This is a genomic window from Dactylosporangium sp. NPDC000244 (assembly GCF_040300725.1).
Taxonomy (GTDB): Bacteria; Actinomycetota; Actinomycetes; order Mycobacteriales; family Micromonosporaceae; genus Dactylosporangium.
The window spans coordinates 317454-333252 of record NZ_JBEPEH010000004.1 but is presented as its reverse complement, the minus strand read 5'-3'; the positions used below and the strand labels follow the sequence as shown (position 1 = coordinate 333252).

Sequence of the window (15799 nt, the reverse complement as noted above, 5' to 3'; positions counted from 1 at the left end):
GGGCAGGATCGACGCATGAGAGTCACGGGGGTACCACTGCTGGCGCTGCTGCTGCTCGCCGGCTGCGCACAACCTGGCCTGGAGCCGCAGAACACCCTGCCGACCACGACCTCGGCCCGCCCGAGCGTCACCCCGTCCGCCGAGTCCACGGCCTGCCCCGACGGCGGGCTGCGACTCTCGGCCGACCGCGGCGACGCGGCCATGGGCTACCGCGAGATGGGCCTGCACCTGCTGAACTGTGGCGACCGCCCGGTGACCGTCAGCGGCCGGCCGGAGGTCGTCGTGCTCGGCAAGGACCGCGACCCGCAGGACATCGCGATCGTGCCCGGCCGGAGCCACAGCGAGTCGGCGCACCCGGTCGCCCTGGCCCCCGGCCAGAGCACGGTGGCGGTGCTGGCGTGGCGCAACACGTACGACGACATCAGCAAGCCGCCGGTGAGCGGCGTCTATCTCGCCGTGACGCCCACGCCCGGCGCCGCGCGGCAGATCGTGCAGCCGCCCGTCCCGCTGGATCTCGGCTCGACGGGGAAGCTGGAGGTCAGCGTGTGGCTCTAGCATGCGGCCCGGCGCGCCCGCGGAAGGTGTGCGGACGCGCCGGGCCGGGGTGACCAGGGCTGGGGTGGCTAGGGCTGGGCGACCAGCCGGAAGGACTGGGCCGGGCCGCCGGTGCACGACCACTGCTGCAACTGCGCCCCGTCAGCCGTCGACACGTCCTTCACGTCCAGGCACTTGCCGCTGTTGCGGGCGATGAACCGGAAGGACCCGTCGGCGTTCGCGACCGCCTGCCACTGCTGGTTCGTGGCGCCGCCGTAGGCCCACAGGTGCACCTGCGCCCCGTCGCCGGTCGCGCCGGTGCCGCCGTTGACGTCCCACGACAGGCCGGTCGCGTAGCGGTTCACGACGTTGTAGTAGCCGCCGCCGACCGAGCGGAACTGCCACTGCTGGTTCGTCGCCGCCGGGCTGCTGCACGACCACTGCTGCAGCGCGGTGCCGTTGGCGGTGCCCCAGCCGGTGTCGTCGAGGCACTTGGCGCTGTTGGCGTTGATCACCTGGTACCAGGCGCTGGTGCTGGGCTGGCCGCCCCCGCCGCCGCCCGTGGTGGGCGGGTTCGACGTCGGGGTGACGGTGCCGCCCGGCCACGTGAAGGTGGCCATGGCGCCGGCCGGGAGGTTCGTGCCGAACGAGGAGCCGCCGTAGGAGACCTGGAAGTTCTGCGCCCCGCCGGAGTTGACCGCCACGAGCACGATCGAGCCGTCCGGGTTGCGGAAGGCGACGTTCTCGATGCCGCCCTGGCCCTGGTTCGTCGAGTCGATGCGGACCGCGCCCGGCTTGACGAACTTCGCGAGGTGCCCGAGCACGTAGTACTCGGCGTTGTACGTGATGGTGCCGCCGTTGACGGTCACCACGCCCATGCAGTTGGTGCAGGAGCCGATCACCGGGCCGTGGTTGGTGTCCAGGGCCATGTTCCACGTCGTGACCGTCCTGGCCCAGTTGCGGGTCGCGCCGATCGCGAGGTTGCGGCCCTGCCACAGCAGCGAGTCCGCGAACGTGTTGCCCGACTCGGTGCCGGAGCACTCGGTGAAGAAGATGTCCTTGGCCGGGTACGCGTTGTGCACGGTCGTCTGCCCGCTCGGGGTGCCGCCGTAGCAGTGCCACGCGGTGCCGGCCACGTTGTTGCCGGCGCTGGCGAGCACCTGCTGCGGGAACGACGTGTTGTCCCAGTTGTGGTCCCAGGCCAGGATCTTCGTGCCCGTCCCGGCCGAGGCCAGCTTCGGGGCGAGCGAGTTGATGATGCGGGCCTGCTGGTCGGACTGCATGAGCATGCCGGGGTAGCCGGGCGGGGAGAACTGCGGCTCGTTCTGGATCGACAGGTACTGGATCGGCACCCCGGCCGCCTGGTACGCCTGGATCGACTTGACCAGGTAGTCGCCGAACGCGCCCTCGTAGCCGGTCGACAGCGAGCCGCCGACCATGTTGCCGTTGGTCTTCATCCAGCCCGGCGCGCTCCACGGCACGCCCATGACCTGCACCTGCGGGTTGATCGACTTGGCCTGGGTGAGCAGGGGCAGGATGTAGGCCTGGTCGTGCGAGACGGAGAAGCGCGACAGGCTCGGGTCGGCCGCCCCGTCGTCGTAGCTGTAGAAGCTGCGCGAGAAGTCGGAGGCGCCGAACGGCTGCCGCAGCCAGTTCAGCCCGATGCCGGAGGACGGGCTGAACAGGTTGTTCATGACGGTGTTGCGGGCCGGGGAGTTGGAGATGAGGTAGGCGCTGGCGTCGGTCAGCGAGGCGCCGAAGCCGACCATCGACTGGTAGGTGGTGTTCGGGTTCACCGTGATGACGGCGCCGCTGCCCGCGGTACCGAATGGGATGGCGCTCTTCTGGGACAGCAGGTTGGCACGGTCCGGGGTCGTCAGCCACACGCTCGCCGAGGTGGCGGCGAGCGCGGGGGCGGGTTGGGCGACGACGTAGGCCACGCCGGCGACGAGCACGGTGGCGGCCGTGCTCATCGCCAGCAGACGCAGGCGCATGGCGGTGCTCCTTCGTTGTGGTGGGGCGGAACTAGGCGTACAGGCGGATGTCGGCGAGGCTCCACCAGTTCCCGGCCGCGGCGGTCGAGGCGATCCGCAGGTACCGGGCCGTGGTGGGGCGAACGTCCACATTGGTCAGCTGGCCGGCCCCGGCGCCCTGGGCGAGGGTCGTCCAGTGGGTGCCGTCGGCGCTGGTGGACAGCTGCCAGCCGCGGGCGTAGTCGCCGACGCTCGCGCCGCTGTCGATCGCGACCCGGCGGAAGGTGCGCGCCGAGCCGAGGTCGACCTGGAGGTACTGCCCCGGCTCCTGCGCCGCGCCGCTGGACCAGCGGGTCGTGGCATCCTCGTCGACGGCGAGGGCGGCGTCGGGGCTCGCGGGCGACGACGACGCCGTCGCGCCCGCGATGGACAGCAGCTTCAGCCCGTCCTCGAGCACCTTGCTCTTCGGCCAGGTGAACGTGGCGAGCGAGCCGCCGGGCAGGGTGTAGTCGAACGAGTGGCCGCCGACCGCGACCGTGAACGTCCGCGGCGCGTCGTTCTCGTTGTGGGCCACCAGGACCGTGGACCCGTCCGGGTTGCGGAAGGCCACGTCGGTGACCTCGCCGTTCCAGGCGGGGTTGCCGAAGCTGGTGCTGGCGATGCGGACCGCGCCGGGCTTCACGAACTTGGACAGGTGCCCGATCGTGTAGTACTCGGCGTCGGTGGTCCAAGAGCCGTCGGGCTGGACCGTGATGAGGCCGGTGCAGGTGCCGCAGCCGCCGAGGTGCGGGCCGCCGGTCGAGTCCAGGGCGAGGTTCCAGGTGACCGCGGACTTGGCCCAGTTGCGGGTGACGCCGACGGTGATGGTGCGCGCGTGCCACTTCAGGGTGTCGGTGAAGTACTGCGCCGGGGTGTCGTTCGCGCCGTGCGAGCCGGAGCACTCGGTGAACCAGATGCCCTTGCCCGGGTCCGCGTTGTGCAGGGCGGTCATCGCGCTCGGGTCGCCGTAGTAGCAGTGGTACGCCGTGCCCGCGATCCAGCGGCTCGCCGGGTTCCGCAGCAGCCTGTACGGGTAGTCGGCCTCCGGGTCCTGCCCGGGCGGGGTGTTGGCGATGTCGTTCGGGTGCGTCTGCCAGTTGTGGTCGTAGCCGAGGATCTTCGTGCGCGGGCTCACCAGGCGCAGCAGCGGCCCGAGGATCTCGATGACCTTCCCGGCCTGGGTTGTGTTGAGCCCCATCACCGGGCCGCCGCCCGCGTCGCGGTTCTGCGGCTCGTTCTGGATCGTCAGGTAGTCGACGGGCACCCCGGCCGCGGAGTAGGCGAGGACGAACCTGGTCAGGTAGAAGGCGTAGCTGGCGTACACCTTCGGGTCGTCCTTGAGCTCCCCGCTGGCGAGGGAGTCACTGGTCTTCATCCAGGCCGGCGGGCTCCACGGCGTCGCCATGATCTTCAGCTGCGGGTTGAGCCGCTTGGCCTCCCGCAGCAGGGGCAGGATCTGCGCCTGGTCGTGCGCGATGCTGAAGCGGGTGAGCAGATAGTCCGTCTGTCCCGGCGGCATGTCGTCGTACGTGTAGTGCTCGGGCTGCGCCGTGAAGTCCGACGCCCCGATCGGCTGCCGCAGGAAGCTCACGCCGACCCCCTTGGCCGGGTCGAAGAGCGCCCGCATCGCCTCGGCCCGCTTGGCGGGCGAGAGCCGGTAGAGCACGGCCGCCGACGAGTCCGTGATCGAGGCGCCGAAGCCGTCCATGCTCTGGTAGGCGCGGCTCGGGTCGACGGTGATCGTCGTGCGGCTGCTCGCGTTCGTGGTGAACGCGACGGCGGCCCGCTCGTGCATCAGCTCGGCCCGGTCGATCGTGGTGACCCAGACGCGGGCCGAGGGCGCGGCGCTCGCCTCGGCCGCGGTGGCCCCGGTGAGACCGGCCGCGACCGCCGCGCCGGCCGCGACGAGACATAACACCCTGCGCTGCATACGCATCTCCCACGCTTGTAACAGATGAAACAAGAATGTAACGTGATGCGTGAAGCACAGCATCGGCTACGACTGATGTCAAGAAATTGCCGGGCGCTCGTGCGGGGGCCGCTGCTACGGTCATCGCCAGTGCGAGCCGGGGGCCCGGTGCGCAGGTATCGGATACTTCCTTAATCCAGGTGTCGCGGGTTCGAGTCCCGCCCGCCGTGAACGCGGCGGTAGCTCAGGTGGCAGAGCATTGGGCAACCACCGGTGCCGCTCGGATCTCGGGCCCCCTTTACGGTGTCGGCATGACCGTCGATCCGCTGGACGCGTGGGCCGCCGAGACCGGGCGGCTCGCCGAGGCGCTTGCGGGACGTGCCCGAGGCGGACTGGGCGCGGCCGAGCCCCTGCCCGCCGTGGAACGCCGCGGAACTGCTCGGGCACGTCGTGGCCGGCGTCGCGCGGGTGCCGGGCATGCTCGACGCCCCCGCGCCCGGGCGGGCCGAGATCGACGCCGCCGGGTACTTCCGGGCGGACGAGCGGTTCTCCGGCGGTACCGATGCCGAACGGATCGACTCGGGCCGGCGGGCCGCGGCCGAGGCGGGCGGCCCCGAGCTGGTGCGCCGGCTCGCCGCCGCGCGCGAGGACGCGGTCGGGCGCTGCCGCCGCGAGCCGGCCGGGCGGGTCGTGCGCACCCGGCACGGCGACGCGATGCTGCTCACGGACTTCCTGGTCACACGCGTGCTGGAGGCCGGCATCCACGGGCTGGACCTCGCCGGCGCGCTCGGCCGGGAGCCGTGGCTGACCGCGCCCGCGGCGCAGTTGCTCGTCGGGCTGTACGGCGGCGCGGAGCTCGGCTGGGCGCCGCTCGCGCTGCTGCGGGTCGCGACCGGGCGGGCCGAGCCGACCCCGCAGCAGGCCGCCGACCTCGAGCGGCACGGGGTGCGCCGGCTCACGCTCGGGCGGTAGGCATACTTCGAGGGTGGTGTTGTCGCGTCGCTGGTCGGTGTTTCTCGTGCTCGTCGGGGTCTGGACCTGGGTCATCTGGCCCCGGTTCCTCGTCGCCATCTGGCAGGACGACCGGGCCTGGGACACCGCCGGGCACCCCACGGCGTTCTTCACCGTGCACGCGGTGCTCATCGCCGTGTCCCTGATCATCGGCACGGCCGTCGGCGTGCTGGGCGTCCGCGGCTGGCGGGCGAGCCGCAGGTCGTAGGCGGACCCGCGGAACCTTTCGCGACCCCGCGCAGTAGAGGAGGGGCGAAGGGTCACGACGGGGAGGGGCGGCCGGCACATGCGAAGAGCCATCGAAGCGGACCGGGACCAGCAGTTCCAGGCGTTCATGGACCGTGCGACACAGCGGCTGTACCGCGTCGCCTGCCTGCTCACCGGGGACGCCGGCGAGGCCGAGGAGCTGACCCAGCACACCCTCGTGCGCACCTACGCGGCCTGGGAACGGCTCGACGGCGGGGACCCGTACGCGTACGCCCGCCGCATTCTGGTCAACCTCCACAGTGACTGGTGGCGGCGACGGCGACGGCGGGAACGGCCGATGCCACAGGTCCCCGAGCGCGTCGCGGCCGGACCGGACCCGGCCGACGCGGCGCTGGACCGGGCCAGCCTCACCCGGGCGCTCGCGCATCTGTCCCGCCGGGAGCGGGCGGTGATCGTGTGCCGCTACTACCTCGACCTCACCGAGCAGCAGACGGCCGCCGAGCTCGGCGTGGCCGTCGGCACCGTCAAGAGCGCCTGCTCCCGGGCGCTGCGCAAGCTGCGCGTCGACCCCGAGCTGCGGCCGATCGCGCACCACCAGGAGGCGCAGTGATGTTCACGACCGAAGACCTGCGCCGCGCCCTGGCCGAGGCGGCGGCCCCCCGCACCACCGGCCTGACCTTCGCCGACGTCAAGAAAGCCACGGTCCGGCGGCGGTACCGCACGTTCCTGGCCGGCATCGCCGTCGCCCTCGCGCCCGTGCTCGCCGCCGGCGGGGCGGTCGCGCTCGCCCCGGCCGCGACCGGCCCGTCGCCCGACGCCAAGAGCACCGTCAGCCCGCGTGTGCTCACCTCGGCCCGCTACTCCGCCTTCCCCGCCGACCCGTCGTTCCCCGTGCGCACCAACACCCTGGTCGCGACCGGCCTGGCGTTCGGCGACCACGAGGAGCTCGTGCTCTGGTACGACGACCCGATCAACGGCGTGCGCGGCGGCCTCTACGACGAGCGGACCGCCCGGCTGCGGACCCTGGCCTGGGCCGGGATCCGCGGCGAGGGCTTCGGCACCATCGGCGAGCTCGACGACCGCAACGGCGGCATCCTCGACTACGGCGTCGTCGGCGGCGACGACACCAGGGTCACGGTCAAGGCGGGCGGCCGGACCGCCGAGGCGACCACCGCGCCGGTCCCGGGCGTGCCGGGGCACACCATGTTCTGGATCCGCCGCGGCGGCGTCCTGGCCGGCACGACCGCCGAGCCGAACCCGGCGACGCCCGACGCCGTGTTCACCGCCTACTCCAGCGGCGGCAGGAAGCTGGCCGAGTCCAACTCGTCCGGCATCCAGCGCGCCGACACCATCGTGAACCGCGACGACGTCTCGAGGCGGATCGGCGACCCCATCGACACCGGCGTCATGATGGCCGACGGCAGCCAGCTCCAGCTCTGGTTCGACGGCGACGACCACACCGCCCTGCTGCGGGCCAGCACCGCCCCCGACCGGATCCTCACGACGCTGAGCCGGCCGCCGAGCGACCCCGGGGGCTTCTACCACGCGGTGTTCACCGTGGACGGCGCGGCCGGCGGGCGGAAGGTGAAGGTGTGCATCTACATCGGCGACGGGGTGCGGGTGCAGATGGGCGGCGAAGGCGTCGAGCAGCGCGGCTCCCGGGCGTGGAGCGCCTACCCGCGGCTGAAGGTCGCGTGGGCCAAGACCACCGACGCCGCGGTGTCGGCCGTGGCCTTCGACGCCGCCGACACCATGGTCGCGGCGACCGACTTCCGGTGAGCCGGAAATCGGGGGGCGGGTCCGCGACCGGCGACGGTACATTGATCCGGCCGGTCGCGGGACTGTCGTGCGACTTCCGGAACCCGCCTCTGAAGCGATGCTTCGCAGTTCGCGCGCCGAACTCCCCGACCGGCCCCGATCCGCCGTGCCGCGAAGGGAAGGCCGTGGAGCTGTCGGAGCTGACCGCGTGCGAGGACGTCGTCATGTTCGTCAACGCCGCCGTCGCCGCGACCGGGCAGCGCGAGTTCCACGCCGAGGCCGCCGAGCAGCGGCTGTCGCTGGAGTTCCTGCACGACTACGTGCGCACGAACTACCGCGAGATCTACGCCGCGACCCTCGCGCTCGACATCAACGACCACAACGCCGCGGCCATCGTGCTCGGGCTGCTGCGCAGCGCCGGGGAGGTGCCGCTGCCGCAGCGCCGGCGCGAGGGTGCGCTCATCGCCGCCCGGCTCGCCCGGCTGCCCCCGCAGCGGGTGTACCGCCTGCTGCGCACCCTGCGCGCGGAGGGCATCAACAACCGGCGGACCCGCGCCATCGTGCGCGACTGGGTCGCGGGGCGGCCCGATCTCGCGTTCGACGCGGTGAAGTACCGCCGCGGCCTCACGACCGCGGCCGGCCACGCGCACCTGCGCCTGCCCGCCGAGGTCGGCACCGCGCTGTTCGACTGGCGCCGGCCCGCCCGCTACGAGACTCCGATCCTGGAGACCTGGCGGCGCGCGCACTACGACAAGCAGGCGCTGTTCGACCTGCCCTACACCGTCGCCGAGGGCCTGGCCTCGACCCGCCGCCGCGACCTCGACCGCGCCGAGTTCCTGCGCGCGATCGCCCCGCGGCTCACCGAGCTCGAACGCCTGCGGCTGCAGCGCTCCGGCGCGGCGGTCGACGGCGTCGGCGGGCAGGACCTGGGCCGGGTGCCGCTGACCCGGCTGGCGCTCTACGCGCTGTCGCTGCCGCGCCCCGGGCGGGCGCGCCGGCGCGAGGAGCTCACGGACGCGCTGCGCGCCGCGGCCCGCCGGGCGGCCGGGCGCCGCGCGGGCACCTGGGGCGACGTGGTCGGGCTGCTCGACGACAGCTACTCGGCGTCGGGCTCCGCGGTGAAGCGCCGCCGGCCGCTCGCCGTCGCGCTCGCCACGCACTATCTGCTGGAGGCGCTGGCCTCGCGGTACCGAACCATCTGGCTCAACCACGAGGGCGATCCCCTGCTCGTGCACCCGATCGGCGCCACGCCGCTGGGGCGGCGGCTCGTCGACGCGCTCGAGCTGCGGCCCGAGCGGCTCGTCGTCGTCTCCGACGGCTGGGACAACGCCCCGCCCGGGCAGGCCGCCGAGGTGCTGCGGATCTGGCGGCAGCGGCTCGACCCGGCCGCGCGCACGTCGATCGTGCACCTCAACCCGGTGTTCGACGGCGACGCCTTCGACGTGCGCCGGCTCGCGCCGTCCGTGCCCAGCGTCGGCGTGCGCGCCGCCGAGGACGCGGCCGCGCTCGTGGAGCTGGCCCGCTTCGCCACCGGCACGGCGACCTTCGCCGAGCTGCGAGTGTTCCTCGACGACCGCGTGGAAGGGTTCCTGGCGTGATCACCGGCCTGCGCGCGGGCCCCGCGCAGACGTGGGGCGCGATCCGGCTCGTGCCGCTGCTGCGCGACGAGCCGATCACCGACCTGCGCCTGCACGCGCGCCTGCACGACGACGAGCTGTCCATTGTGGAGCTCGGCCCGCGCTCGGCGTACATCTCCTACGTCCCGCACGCGTTCGTCGCCGAGTGGACGAACGACGGCGGCCCGGCCGCCGCCTACGGCACCCAGCTGTTCGACCCCCGCGAGGCCGGCCTGCCGCGCGTCGCCGGCCTGCGCTTCCGCCGCCGCATGACCCGCCGAGAGGACCGCAACCGCCTGCGCTTCCTGCCGCTGCACCTGGCCCTGGAGGGCTTCCTCGACCTGCAGTTCGGCGGCCCGCCGATCGCCTGGCAGGAGTGGACCCGCGAGGCGGTCACCCGCGGCCTGTCCCCGCGGGTCGAGGAGTCCTACCGCGGCGCGGCCGTGCGCGGACTCGACGACGCCCTGCGCGTGTTCGAGATCCACCCGGACCAGTGCGGGGTCGTGCTGTACGCGGCCGACGCCCTCGTGAGCGTCTTCGTGGTCCCGCACCCCGGCGACTACCGCGCCCTGCACCCGAGCCTGCTGCGCGACTGCTACGGCGAACTGCTGTACCACTACACCCAGCTCTACCCGGCCGTGCCCGGCTTCGCCCAGCCGCTGGACGCCGCCCGCGTGCACACCGTGGCGGACCTGCGCGCCGAGCTCGCCCGCGCCGACGCCTCCTGGGCCGCGTTCCACAACGAGGTGATGTTCACGGCCGAGGCGATGACGAGCACGCCGGTGTACCGCCTGGGCCGCTTCACGCTGTCGCGCTTCCTGCCGCCGTTCCAGCTCGACACCGACAACCACATCGGCGAGACGATCACGACTGCCGACGGCACCGTGGCCTATCTGAAGACGTTCCGCCTCTCGGCCGCCCAGGCGCGGCGCGGGCATCTGCTGTCGCGTCTGGCGGCGCACGACTGGTCGCTGGAGCGCACGGCGGAGGCGCTGAACACCGACCGGGCCGGGTTGGCGCTGCGCCTGGATCGGGCGGGGTTCGGGTACCTGCTGCGGCCGGGGATTTTGGACGCGGCCCGGGCCGCGGCTCGCTCCTGAACTGCCGCTTGCTCCTTCTTGGCCTTGAGCGAACCCGCGCTTGGCCTTGAGCGAACCCGCGCGCCGCTCCTCCCAACGCCGTCATCGATGTCGATTGGCTCCGTCTGCGCGCCGTCGCGGAGAACTAGCCCGATATGTCGGGCGCTCCGCGCCGCGACATATCGGATTTTTCGCCTGTCAGGGTATATGTCGTATTCTGGGTCGGCAGTACGGGCATGGCGCCGGTCGCGGGCCGTGGATGCGGCCGGCGCCATACCGCCGCGTCGTGCCGTCCCCCGCGGCCACCGGGGGAGGTCACCTGGCTGCCGGTGAGCTTGTGCGATCGCGTGCTTCGCTTCCGGTACCACCAGTCTCGGCAGGCCGCTCCCGGCACGCCGCCGATTTCCCCCGACGCCACCCGATCGATGTGGTGTTTGGTGCACCCGGCCGAGGGGCATCAATGAGTCGACCGGAAAAACGAGAGTCTTCGAGGAGGAGCAGTGACTGTCACCGGAATCATCACGGCGCTCATCGTCGGTCTGATCGTCGGTGCGCTGGGTCGGCTGGTGGTTCCCGGCCGGCAGAGCATGTCGATCCTGGTCACGATGGTCGTCGGCGTCATCGCCGCGCTGCTGGGCACCGTAGTCGCCAACGCCATCGGCATCTCCACCGACACCCCGGGTGTCGACTGGGGCGAGCTGCTGGTCCAGGTCCTGCTCGCGGCGGTCGGTGTGGCGCTCGTCGCCGGCCTGAGCGGCCGCAGCCGCCGGGCTCTGTAACGAGTACCGCCTAGCGCGAACCTCACGATCCCCGGCCCGTGCGGGCCGGGGATCGTTGTGTCTGCGTACAGTGCGGGGTATGGCCACCGTCCCCCCGCACCCGGTGCGCATCGAACTCGCGGACCTGGTGCTGCGCGCACCCGTGGACGCCGACGAGCCCGCGATCGCCGCGGCGTTCACCGACCCGCCGCTGCTGCAGTGGAGCCCGCCCCCGCCCGGCACCGACGTCCTGACCTGGATTCGCCAGCGCGCGGACTGGTCGAGCGGCACGAGGGTCGGCTGGGTGGTGTCCGACCCCGACGGTGGCCCGGTGCTGGGAACGGTCTCGGTGCGCGTGGACGCCGCGCTGGACCACGGCATGATCGGCTACTGGACCGTCCCCGAGGCCCGGGGCCGGGGCATCGCCACCCGAGCCGTGCGCGCCGCCGCGCGGTTCGCCTTCGACACGGTCGGCCTGCACCGGATCGAGCTGTGCCACGCGGTGGCCAACCCCGGCTCGTGCCGGGTGGCCGAGAGCGCGGGCTTCCCCTTGGAGGGCGTCCTGCGTCAGTCGTACCGCTACGGCGACGGCGGCCGCCACGACGAACACCTGCACGCGAAGCTGCGCACCGACCCCGACCAGGCCCTGCCGCCGCTCGCTAGGTGAGGGGCGGCAGCGACTGCTGTGTGTGCAGTACGGGCGAGAAGAGATCGCCGTGGGTGGACAGGCGCTCGCCGATGGTGCGGATGGTGAACGCGTCCGGGCGTAGGGCGGGGTCGTCGAGCTCGTCCCAGGCGATCGGGGCGGAGACCGGTGCGCCCGGGGCGGGGCGCGGGCTGTACGGCGCCACGAGCGTCTTGTTCACCGCGTTCTGCGTGAAGTCCAGCCGCGCCCGGCCGCCCCGCTCGGCCTTCTCCCACGCCCAGCTCACGAGGTCGGGCACCACCGCGCCGATCGAGCGCGACAGCCCCTCCACCCACGCGCGCGTCTCGGCGAACCCGGGCCCGTGCGAGATCGGCACCCAGATCTGGATCCCGCGCCGCCCGCTGACCTTGGCCCGGGCCTCGACCCCGAGATGCTCGAACGCGGTGCGGTGCAGCCGGGCCAGCACGAGCAGATCCGCCCAGGCGGTGCCGTCACCGGGATCGAGGTCGACGAGGGCGTACGACGGGCTGCCCGGATGGTCCACTGTGGACGTCCATGGGTGCCACTCGAGCCCGCCGTAGTTCGCCGCCCACACGAGCGCGGCGGGCTCGTCCGCCACCAGGTACTCGGTGCCGGACCCCGGCTCCCGCCACCGCGTCAGCCACTGCGGCGCGTGCGCCGGGAGCGCCTTCTGCCAGAACCCCGGCGCGTCCGAACCGTTCGGGAACCGGTGCAGGTTGAGCGCGCGCCCGGCGAGATAGGGCACCACGGCCGGCGCGATCCTCGCCGTGTACCGCAGCAGCTCCCGCTTCGTGACCGCCTCCTCGTCGCCACGCCCGGGGAAGAGCACCTTGCCGAGGTTGGTGACCCGCAGCCGGCGCCCGAACACCTCCCACGTGCCGTTCTCACCGATCGCGTCGAGCCCGGCATCGTTGCGGAGCGAGTAGAGCTCCCCGGCTGCGCTCTCGCCCGCGCTCGTTTCCCCGCGTTCGCGTTCGCGTTCATGTCCGCTCGCGTCAACGCCCGCACGTCCCCGCTCGCGCTGATGTCCGTCCGCGCTCGCTCCTACACCTTGGCGCTCGTGCACGCTCGCTCGCGCGTCCCCGTCCATTCGCTCACGCGTGGCGGCGCGTCCCTCCGCATTCTCGCGTGGCCGCGCGTTCGTGCGATCGTTCTTGCTCGTGCGCTCGCCTTCGGCTGTGACCCGGACGGCCGCACGCTCGGCGGGCAGGTCGGAGCGCCACTCCCACTCGGGGTCGGCCTTCACCTCGTCGCTGGATCGTCCACTGAGGACGGAGAGCGGATGCTCGGCCGGCTCCCACCCGGCGACGGCGTGCTCGTCGCGCTTCTTGAGCAGCAGCCACTCGTCACGGCGGGTCCGCACGATGACGAACCGGCCGCGCAGCTTCTCGCCGAAGAGTTCGACGTGCAGTTCCCCGGCCTCGAGCGCGGCCCCCGGATCCGGGTCCTTGTAGGGCACCCAGGCGCCGGTGTCCCACACGATCACGTCTCCGCCACCGTACGTGCCGGCCGGGATCACACCCTCGAACGCGACGTACTCCATGGGATGGTCCTCGACCTTGAACGCCGCCCGGCGCACCTTGGGGTCGAGGGTCGGCCCCTTGGGGACCGCCCAGCTGACGAGCACCCCGCCGACCTCGAGCCGGAAGTCGTAGTGCAACCGCCGGGCCCGGTGCAGCTGCACGACGAACCGCAATTCGGACACCCTCCCAGTGTCGCGCACCTGGCCCTGCGACCCTGCCCGCCGCCCCGGTCGCGGCGCGGGATGGTCATACGGCGGCGGAGGTGTCCGATGGGCGGTGGATCGCCGCGCTCGTGCCGGTCGCCGCGTGGGCGGGCCGTGCGGCGGGGACGTGTCCGGTGAGCGGCGTCTCGCTGCGCTCGTGCCGGTCGCGGTGTGGGCAGGGCCGTGTGGAGGGCGTCGGTTCACCGCGCTCGTGCCGGTCGTGCGGCGGCGGGCGTGTCCGGTAGGTGGCGCCCGACCGCGCTCGTGCCGGTCGCGGCGTGGGCGGGCCGTGCGGCGGGGAGGTGTCCGATGGGCAGCGCCTCACTGCGCTCGTGCCGGTCGCGGCGTGGGCGGGGCCGTGTGGAGGGCGGCGGCTCGCCGCGCTCGTGCTGGCCGTGCGGCGGCGAACGTGTTTGGCGCGCGGCGCCGCACCGCGTTCGTATGGCCACCGGCGTCGAGGCCCGGCACACCGCGTGACCGGGCACTCTGCAGGCCGTGGCAGCAAGGACCGCACCGCCCGTCGAGCGGTGTGCGGCGAGGCGCGCCAGGCGGCTTTTGATCACCTCCTGTAGGTGTGTCGTCGTCGGGGACGGGTCAGGCCGAGGTCGAGCGGCGGGCGGCGGTCTCGGCTCGGACCGGGCTCGCTCGGCTGCTTTTGATCAGCGCCTGCAGGCACACGGCCGCCGTCGGGGACAGGTCGGTCGCGGCCAGGTCGTCGGCCAGGATGCCCGCGTCGCCGAGGTCGTGGCGGCCCGCCAGGACCGTCAGCTCCACGTGGGGCGCTCGGCCCGTCACGTCCGGCAGGGTGCCGTGCCAGTGGTGGTGGAGCCGGTCCGTGTACTCGATGCCGGCCTCCTCCGCCAGGGCTCGCCGCGCGGCCTCCTCCGCCAGGCCGCGGCGGGTGAAGGCGTTGGTGCCGGGGTCGACGGGCTGGACGCGCGCGACCGGGGGAGACCACTGGCCGGGCTCGAAGGCGGCGGTGGGGGAGCGGCGGAGCAGTACCGCACCCGCTGGATCGACCAGCAGCGCCAGGGCCAGCCGTAGGGGTGGCGCGGCCGGGTCGGGGGCCGGGAGACGGCCCAGGGCGGTGAGCACGCGGTGGCGCAGGATCGCGTGCTGGCCCCGGCAGCGGTTCGGCGGGCCCTCGGGCGGGGCCACGACGGTGCCCGGGGTGACGAGTTCGCCGGGGCGGAACTGGTCGCGGGTCAGGTCGAGCTCGGTGCCGTCGGGGAGGCGGTTCCAGTAGTGGACGCCGGCCGGTTCCCCGCCGGCCGTGACCCGGCCGAGGAGCAGGTCGCCGCCGAGGACCTCGCGCACGACCAGGGCGGTGGTGCCGCACTGGCCGCGGGACGGGTTGCCGGGGTGCCAGTCGGCGAGGTCGGACGGGTCGCATGTCTCGGGACCCCAGGAGCGCTGCAGGAGGGGGAGCAACATGGCCGCATCATGCCGGAGGGGTACGACAAAAACGCGTCGCCGCAGGTCAGGAGCCTAGCAAACCGACAAATCGCCTGTCGGGGTATAAATCCGAAAAGTCCGATCACGAAGTGTCGGACTTTTCGGCAGGCCGGCCGGCACCGCACCCCGGATCCCGCTCGCCGGCCGCAGCGACGAACGCGCCAGGCCGAGATCGAGCGCGCCGGCTGAGACCGAGCGCGTGGGGCCGAGGCCGAGCGCGCCGGGCTGGGGCGAATGCGTGGGGCCGAGGCCGAGCGCGCCGGGCTGGGGCGAATGCGTGGGGCCGAGAGCGACGCCGAGCTGAGAGGAACGCGCCGGGCCGAATCAGCGTCCGGCGTGCGATCGGCGCAGCAGTGCCAATCGCCGCCCGGCTGTGGCGCCAGAACGTGCCGAGCCCAAGAGCCGTCGGCCCGCGAGCCGGCCGTGGCGGCAGCACGTGCCGCGGCCGAATCAGCCCTCGGCGTGCCAGCGGCGGAACAGCGCCAGCTTCTCGCCGGCCCGCTCGTCCACCGCCGGCCCCAAACCGTTCGCCTCCGTGAAGAACGTGACGGCCGCGATCACGTCCGCGCACTCCTCGATGAGCCGCACCCGCAGGTCGGTGCCGTCGTAGTAGGTCTCGCGGCCCGAGGCGCCGACGAGCTTCGCCAGGATCTGCACGAGCTCGCCGGCCTCCTCGGTCAGTTTGGCCAGGCCCGGCCAGGTCGTCGAGCCGATCTCGTACGGGCCGGCCGGAGGGAAGGCGCGATCAGTCACGCGGGCAGCGTAGTCACACCTCGGAGGGCATGAGGATCCACAGGATCGGGTAGACCAGGATCTGGCTGCCGGGGATGATCAGCAGCGCCAGGACGAACAGCAGGCGCGCCACCCACGGGTCCAGGCCGAAGCGCCGGCCGAGGCCCGCGCACACGCCGCCGAGGAGCCGGCCGTGCATCGGCCGGACGAGACCCTGCCGGCGCATCGAGCCGTACACGCTGTCCATTGTCGTTCTCCTATCGCTATCGGGGTACTACCAGCATCGGCGCACCAGCACCCCAGCCGCATCAGGGAACAGCCCCGGCAACCCCCTG

General features: G+C 73.1%; 15 protein-coding genes. 9 read left to right on the top strand and 6 right to left on the bottom strand.

Annotated features, from left to right (window positions below):
• The first annotated feature begins 15 nt into the window (after window positions 1-15).
• On the top strand, window positions 16-555 hold the full coding sequence (locus ABT369_RS08135; protein WP_350610993.1) for a DUF4232 domain-containing protein: 540 nt from the start codon (window positions 16-18) through the stop codon (window positions 553-555).
• Between the two features lie 68 nt (window positions 556-623).
• Here the strand turns inward: ABT369_RS08135 and ABT369_RS08130 are convergent, their stop codons facing one another.
• Both ABT369_RS08130 and ABT369_RS08125 read right to left on the bottom strand, forming a co-directional pair.
• Entirely contained in the window at window positions 624-2528 is a 1905-nt protein-coding gene (locus ABT369_RS08130; RefSeq protein WP_350610992.1) for an RICIN domain-containing protein, read from the bottom strand.
• Between the two features lie 31 nt (window positions 2529-2559).
• Window positions 2560-4476, bottom strand: coding sequence for a discoidin domain-containing protein (locus ABT369_RS08125; RefSeq protein ID WP_350610991.1), 1917 nt, complete (start codon window positions 4474-4476; stop codon window positions 2560-2562).
• 357 nt (window positions 4477-4833) lie between these two features.
• Here ABT369_RS08125 and ABT369_RS08120 point away from each other — a divergent pair, with 357 nt between their 5' ends.
• The 8 genes from ABT369_RS08120 to ABT369_RS08085 all read left to right on the top strand — a co-directional run bounded on the left by ABT369_RS08120 (window position 4834) and on the right by ABT369_RS08085 (window position 11551).
• A complete protein-coding gene (locus ABT369_RS08120; protein ID WP_350610990.1) occupies window positions 4834-5427 on the top strand; it encodes a maleylpyruvate isomerase N-terminal domain-containing protein in 594 nt (197 codons plus the stop codon).
• Window positions 5428-5440: 13 nt separating this feature from the next.
• Window positions 5441-5674: an SCO4848 family membrane protein gene (locus ABT369_RS08115; RefSeq protein ID WP_350610989.1), complete on the top strand. Its 234-nt coding sequence runs from the start codon at window positions 5441-5443 to the stop codon at window positions 5672-5674.
• Between the two features lie 78 nt (window positions 5675-5752).
• Entirely contained in the window at window positions 5753-6283 is a 531-nt protein-coding gene (locus ABT369_RS08110; RefSeq protein ID WP_350610988.1) for a SigE family RNA polymerase sigma factor, read from the top strand.
• The gene (locus ABT369_RS08105) at window positions 6283-7452 is read left to right on the top strand and encodes a hypothetical protein (protein ID WP_350610987.1); all 1170 of its coding nucleotides are present in this window, start codon (window positions 6283-6285) and stop codon (window positions 7450-7452) included. The genes ABT369_RS08110 and ABT369_RS08105 overlap by 1 nt, the downstream gene beginning before the upstream one ends.
• Window positions 7453-7616: 164 nt before the next feature.
• Window positions 7617-9029, top strand: coding sequence for a hypothetical protein (locus tag ABT369_RS08100; protein WP_350610986.1), 1413 nt, complete (start codon window positions 7617-7619; stop codon window positions 9027-9029).
• Window positions 9026-10147, top strand: coding sequence for an ARPP-2 domain-containing protein (locus ABT369_RS08095; protein ID WP_350610985.1), 1122 nt, complete (start codon window positions 9026-9028; stop codon window positions 10145-10147). The genes ABT369_RS08100 and ABT369_RS08095 overlap by 4 nt, the downstream gene beginning before the upstream one ends.
• Window positions 10148-10626: 479 nt before the next feature.
• Complete coding sequence (locus tag ABT369_RS08090) at window positions 10627-10905, top strand: GlsB/YeaQ/YmgE family stress response membrane protein (protein ID WP_350610984.1); 279 nt, start codon at window positions 10627-10629, stop codon at window positions 10903-10905.
• Between the two features lie 79 nt (window positions 10906-10984).
• Window positions 10985-11551: a GNAT family N-acetyltransferase gene (locus ABT369_RS08085; protein WP_350610983.1), complete on the top strand. Its 567-nt coding sequence runs from the start codon at window positions 10985-10987 to the stop codon at window positions 11549-11551.
• Here the strand turns inward: ABT369_RS08085 and ABT369_RS08080 are convergent.
• From ABT369_RS08080 to ABT369_RS08065, 4 genes are all read right to left on the bottom strand, one after another.
• The gene (locus ABT369_RS08080) at window positions 11544-13256 is read right to left on the bottom strand and encodes a DNA polymerase domain-containing protein (protein WP_350610982.1); all 1713 of its coding nucleotides are present in this window, start codon (window positions 13254-13256) and stop codon (window positions 11544-11546) included. The genes ABT369_RS08085 and ABT369_RS08080 overlap by 8 nt on opposite strands.
• Before the next feature lie 615 nt (window positions 13257-13871).
• A complete protein-coding gene (locus ABT369_RS08075) occupies window positions 13872-14711 on the bottom strand; it encodes a YunG family protein (RefSeq protein WP_350610981.1) in 840 nt (279 codons plus the stop codon).
• Window positions 14712-15182: 471 nt separating this feature from the next.
• Window positions 15183-15485, bottom strand: a complete 303-nt coding sequence (locus ABT369_RS08070; protein WP_350610980.1) for a hypothetical protein — start codon at window positions 15483-15485, stop codon at window positions 15183-15185.
• Between the two features lie 13 nt (window positions 15486-15498).
• A complete protein-coding gene (locus tag ABT369_RS08065; RefSeq protein ID WP_350610979.1) occupies window positions 15499-15711 on the bottom strand; it encodes a PspC domain-containing protein in 213 nt (70 codons plus the stop codon).
• Window positions 15712-15799 lie beyond the last annotated feature (88 nt).

Excerpts from the sequence above, each read along its gene's own strand:
- ABT369_RS08135 (WP_350610993.1), top strand. The coding sequence starts at position 16 with ATGAGAGTCACGGGGGTACCACTGCTGGCGCTGCTGCTGCTCGCCGGC.
- ABT369_RS08130 (WP_350610992.1), bottom strand. The coding sequence starts at position 2,528 with ATGCGCCTGCGTCTGCTGGCGATGAGCACGGCCGCCACCGTGCTCGTC.
- ABT369_RS08125 (WP_350610991.1), bottom strand. The coding sequence starts at position 4,476 with ATGCAGCGCAGGGTGTTATGTCTCGTCGCGGCCGGCGCGGCGGTCGCG.
- ABT369_RS08110 (WP_350610988.1), top strand. The coding sequence starts at position 5,753 with ATGCGAAGAGCCATCGAAGCGGACCGGGACCAGCAGTTCCAGGCGTTC.
- ABT369_RS08105 (WP_350610987.1), top strand. The coding sequence starts at position 6,283 with ATGTTCACGACCGAAGACCTGCGCCGCGCCCTGGCCGAGGCGGCGGCC.
- ABT369_RS08085 (WP_350610983.1), top strand. The coding sequence starts at position 10,985 with ATGGCCACCGTCCCCCCGCACCCGGTGCGCATCGAACTCGCGGACCTG.
- ABT369_RS08075 (WP_350610981.1), bottom strand. The coding sequence starts at position 14,711 with ATGTTGCTCCCCCTCCTGCAGCGCTCCTGGGGTCCCGAGACATGCGAC.
- ABT369_RS08065 (WP_350610979.1), bottom strand. The coding sequence starts at position 15,711 with ATGGACAGCGTGTACGGCTCGATGCGCCGGCAGGGTCTCGTCCGGCCG.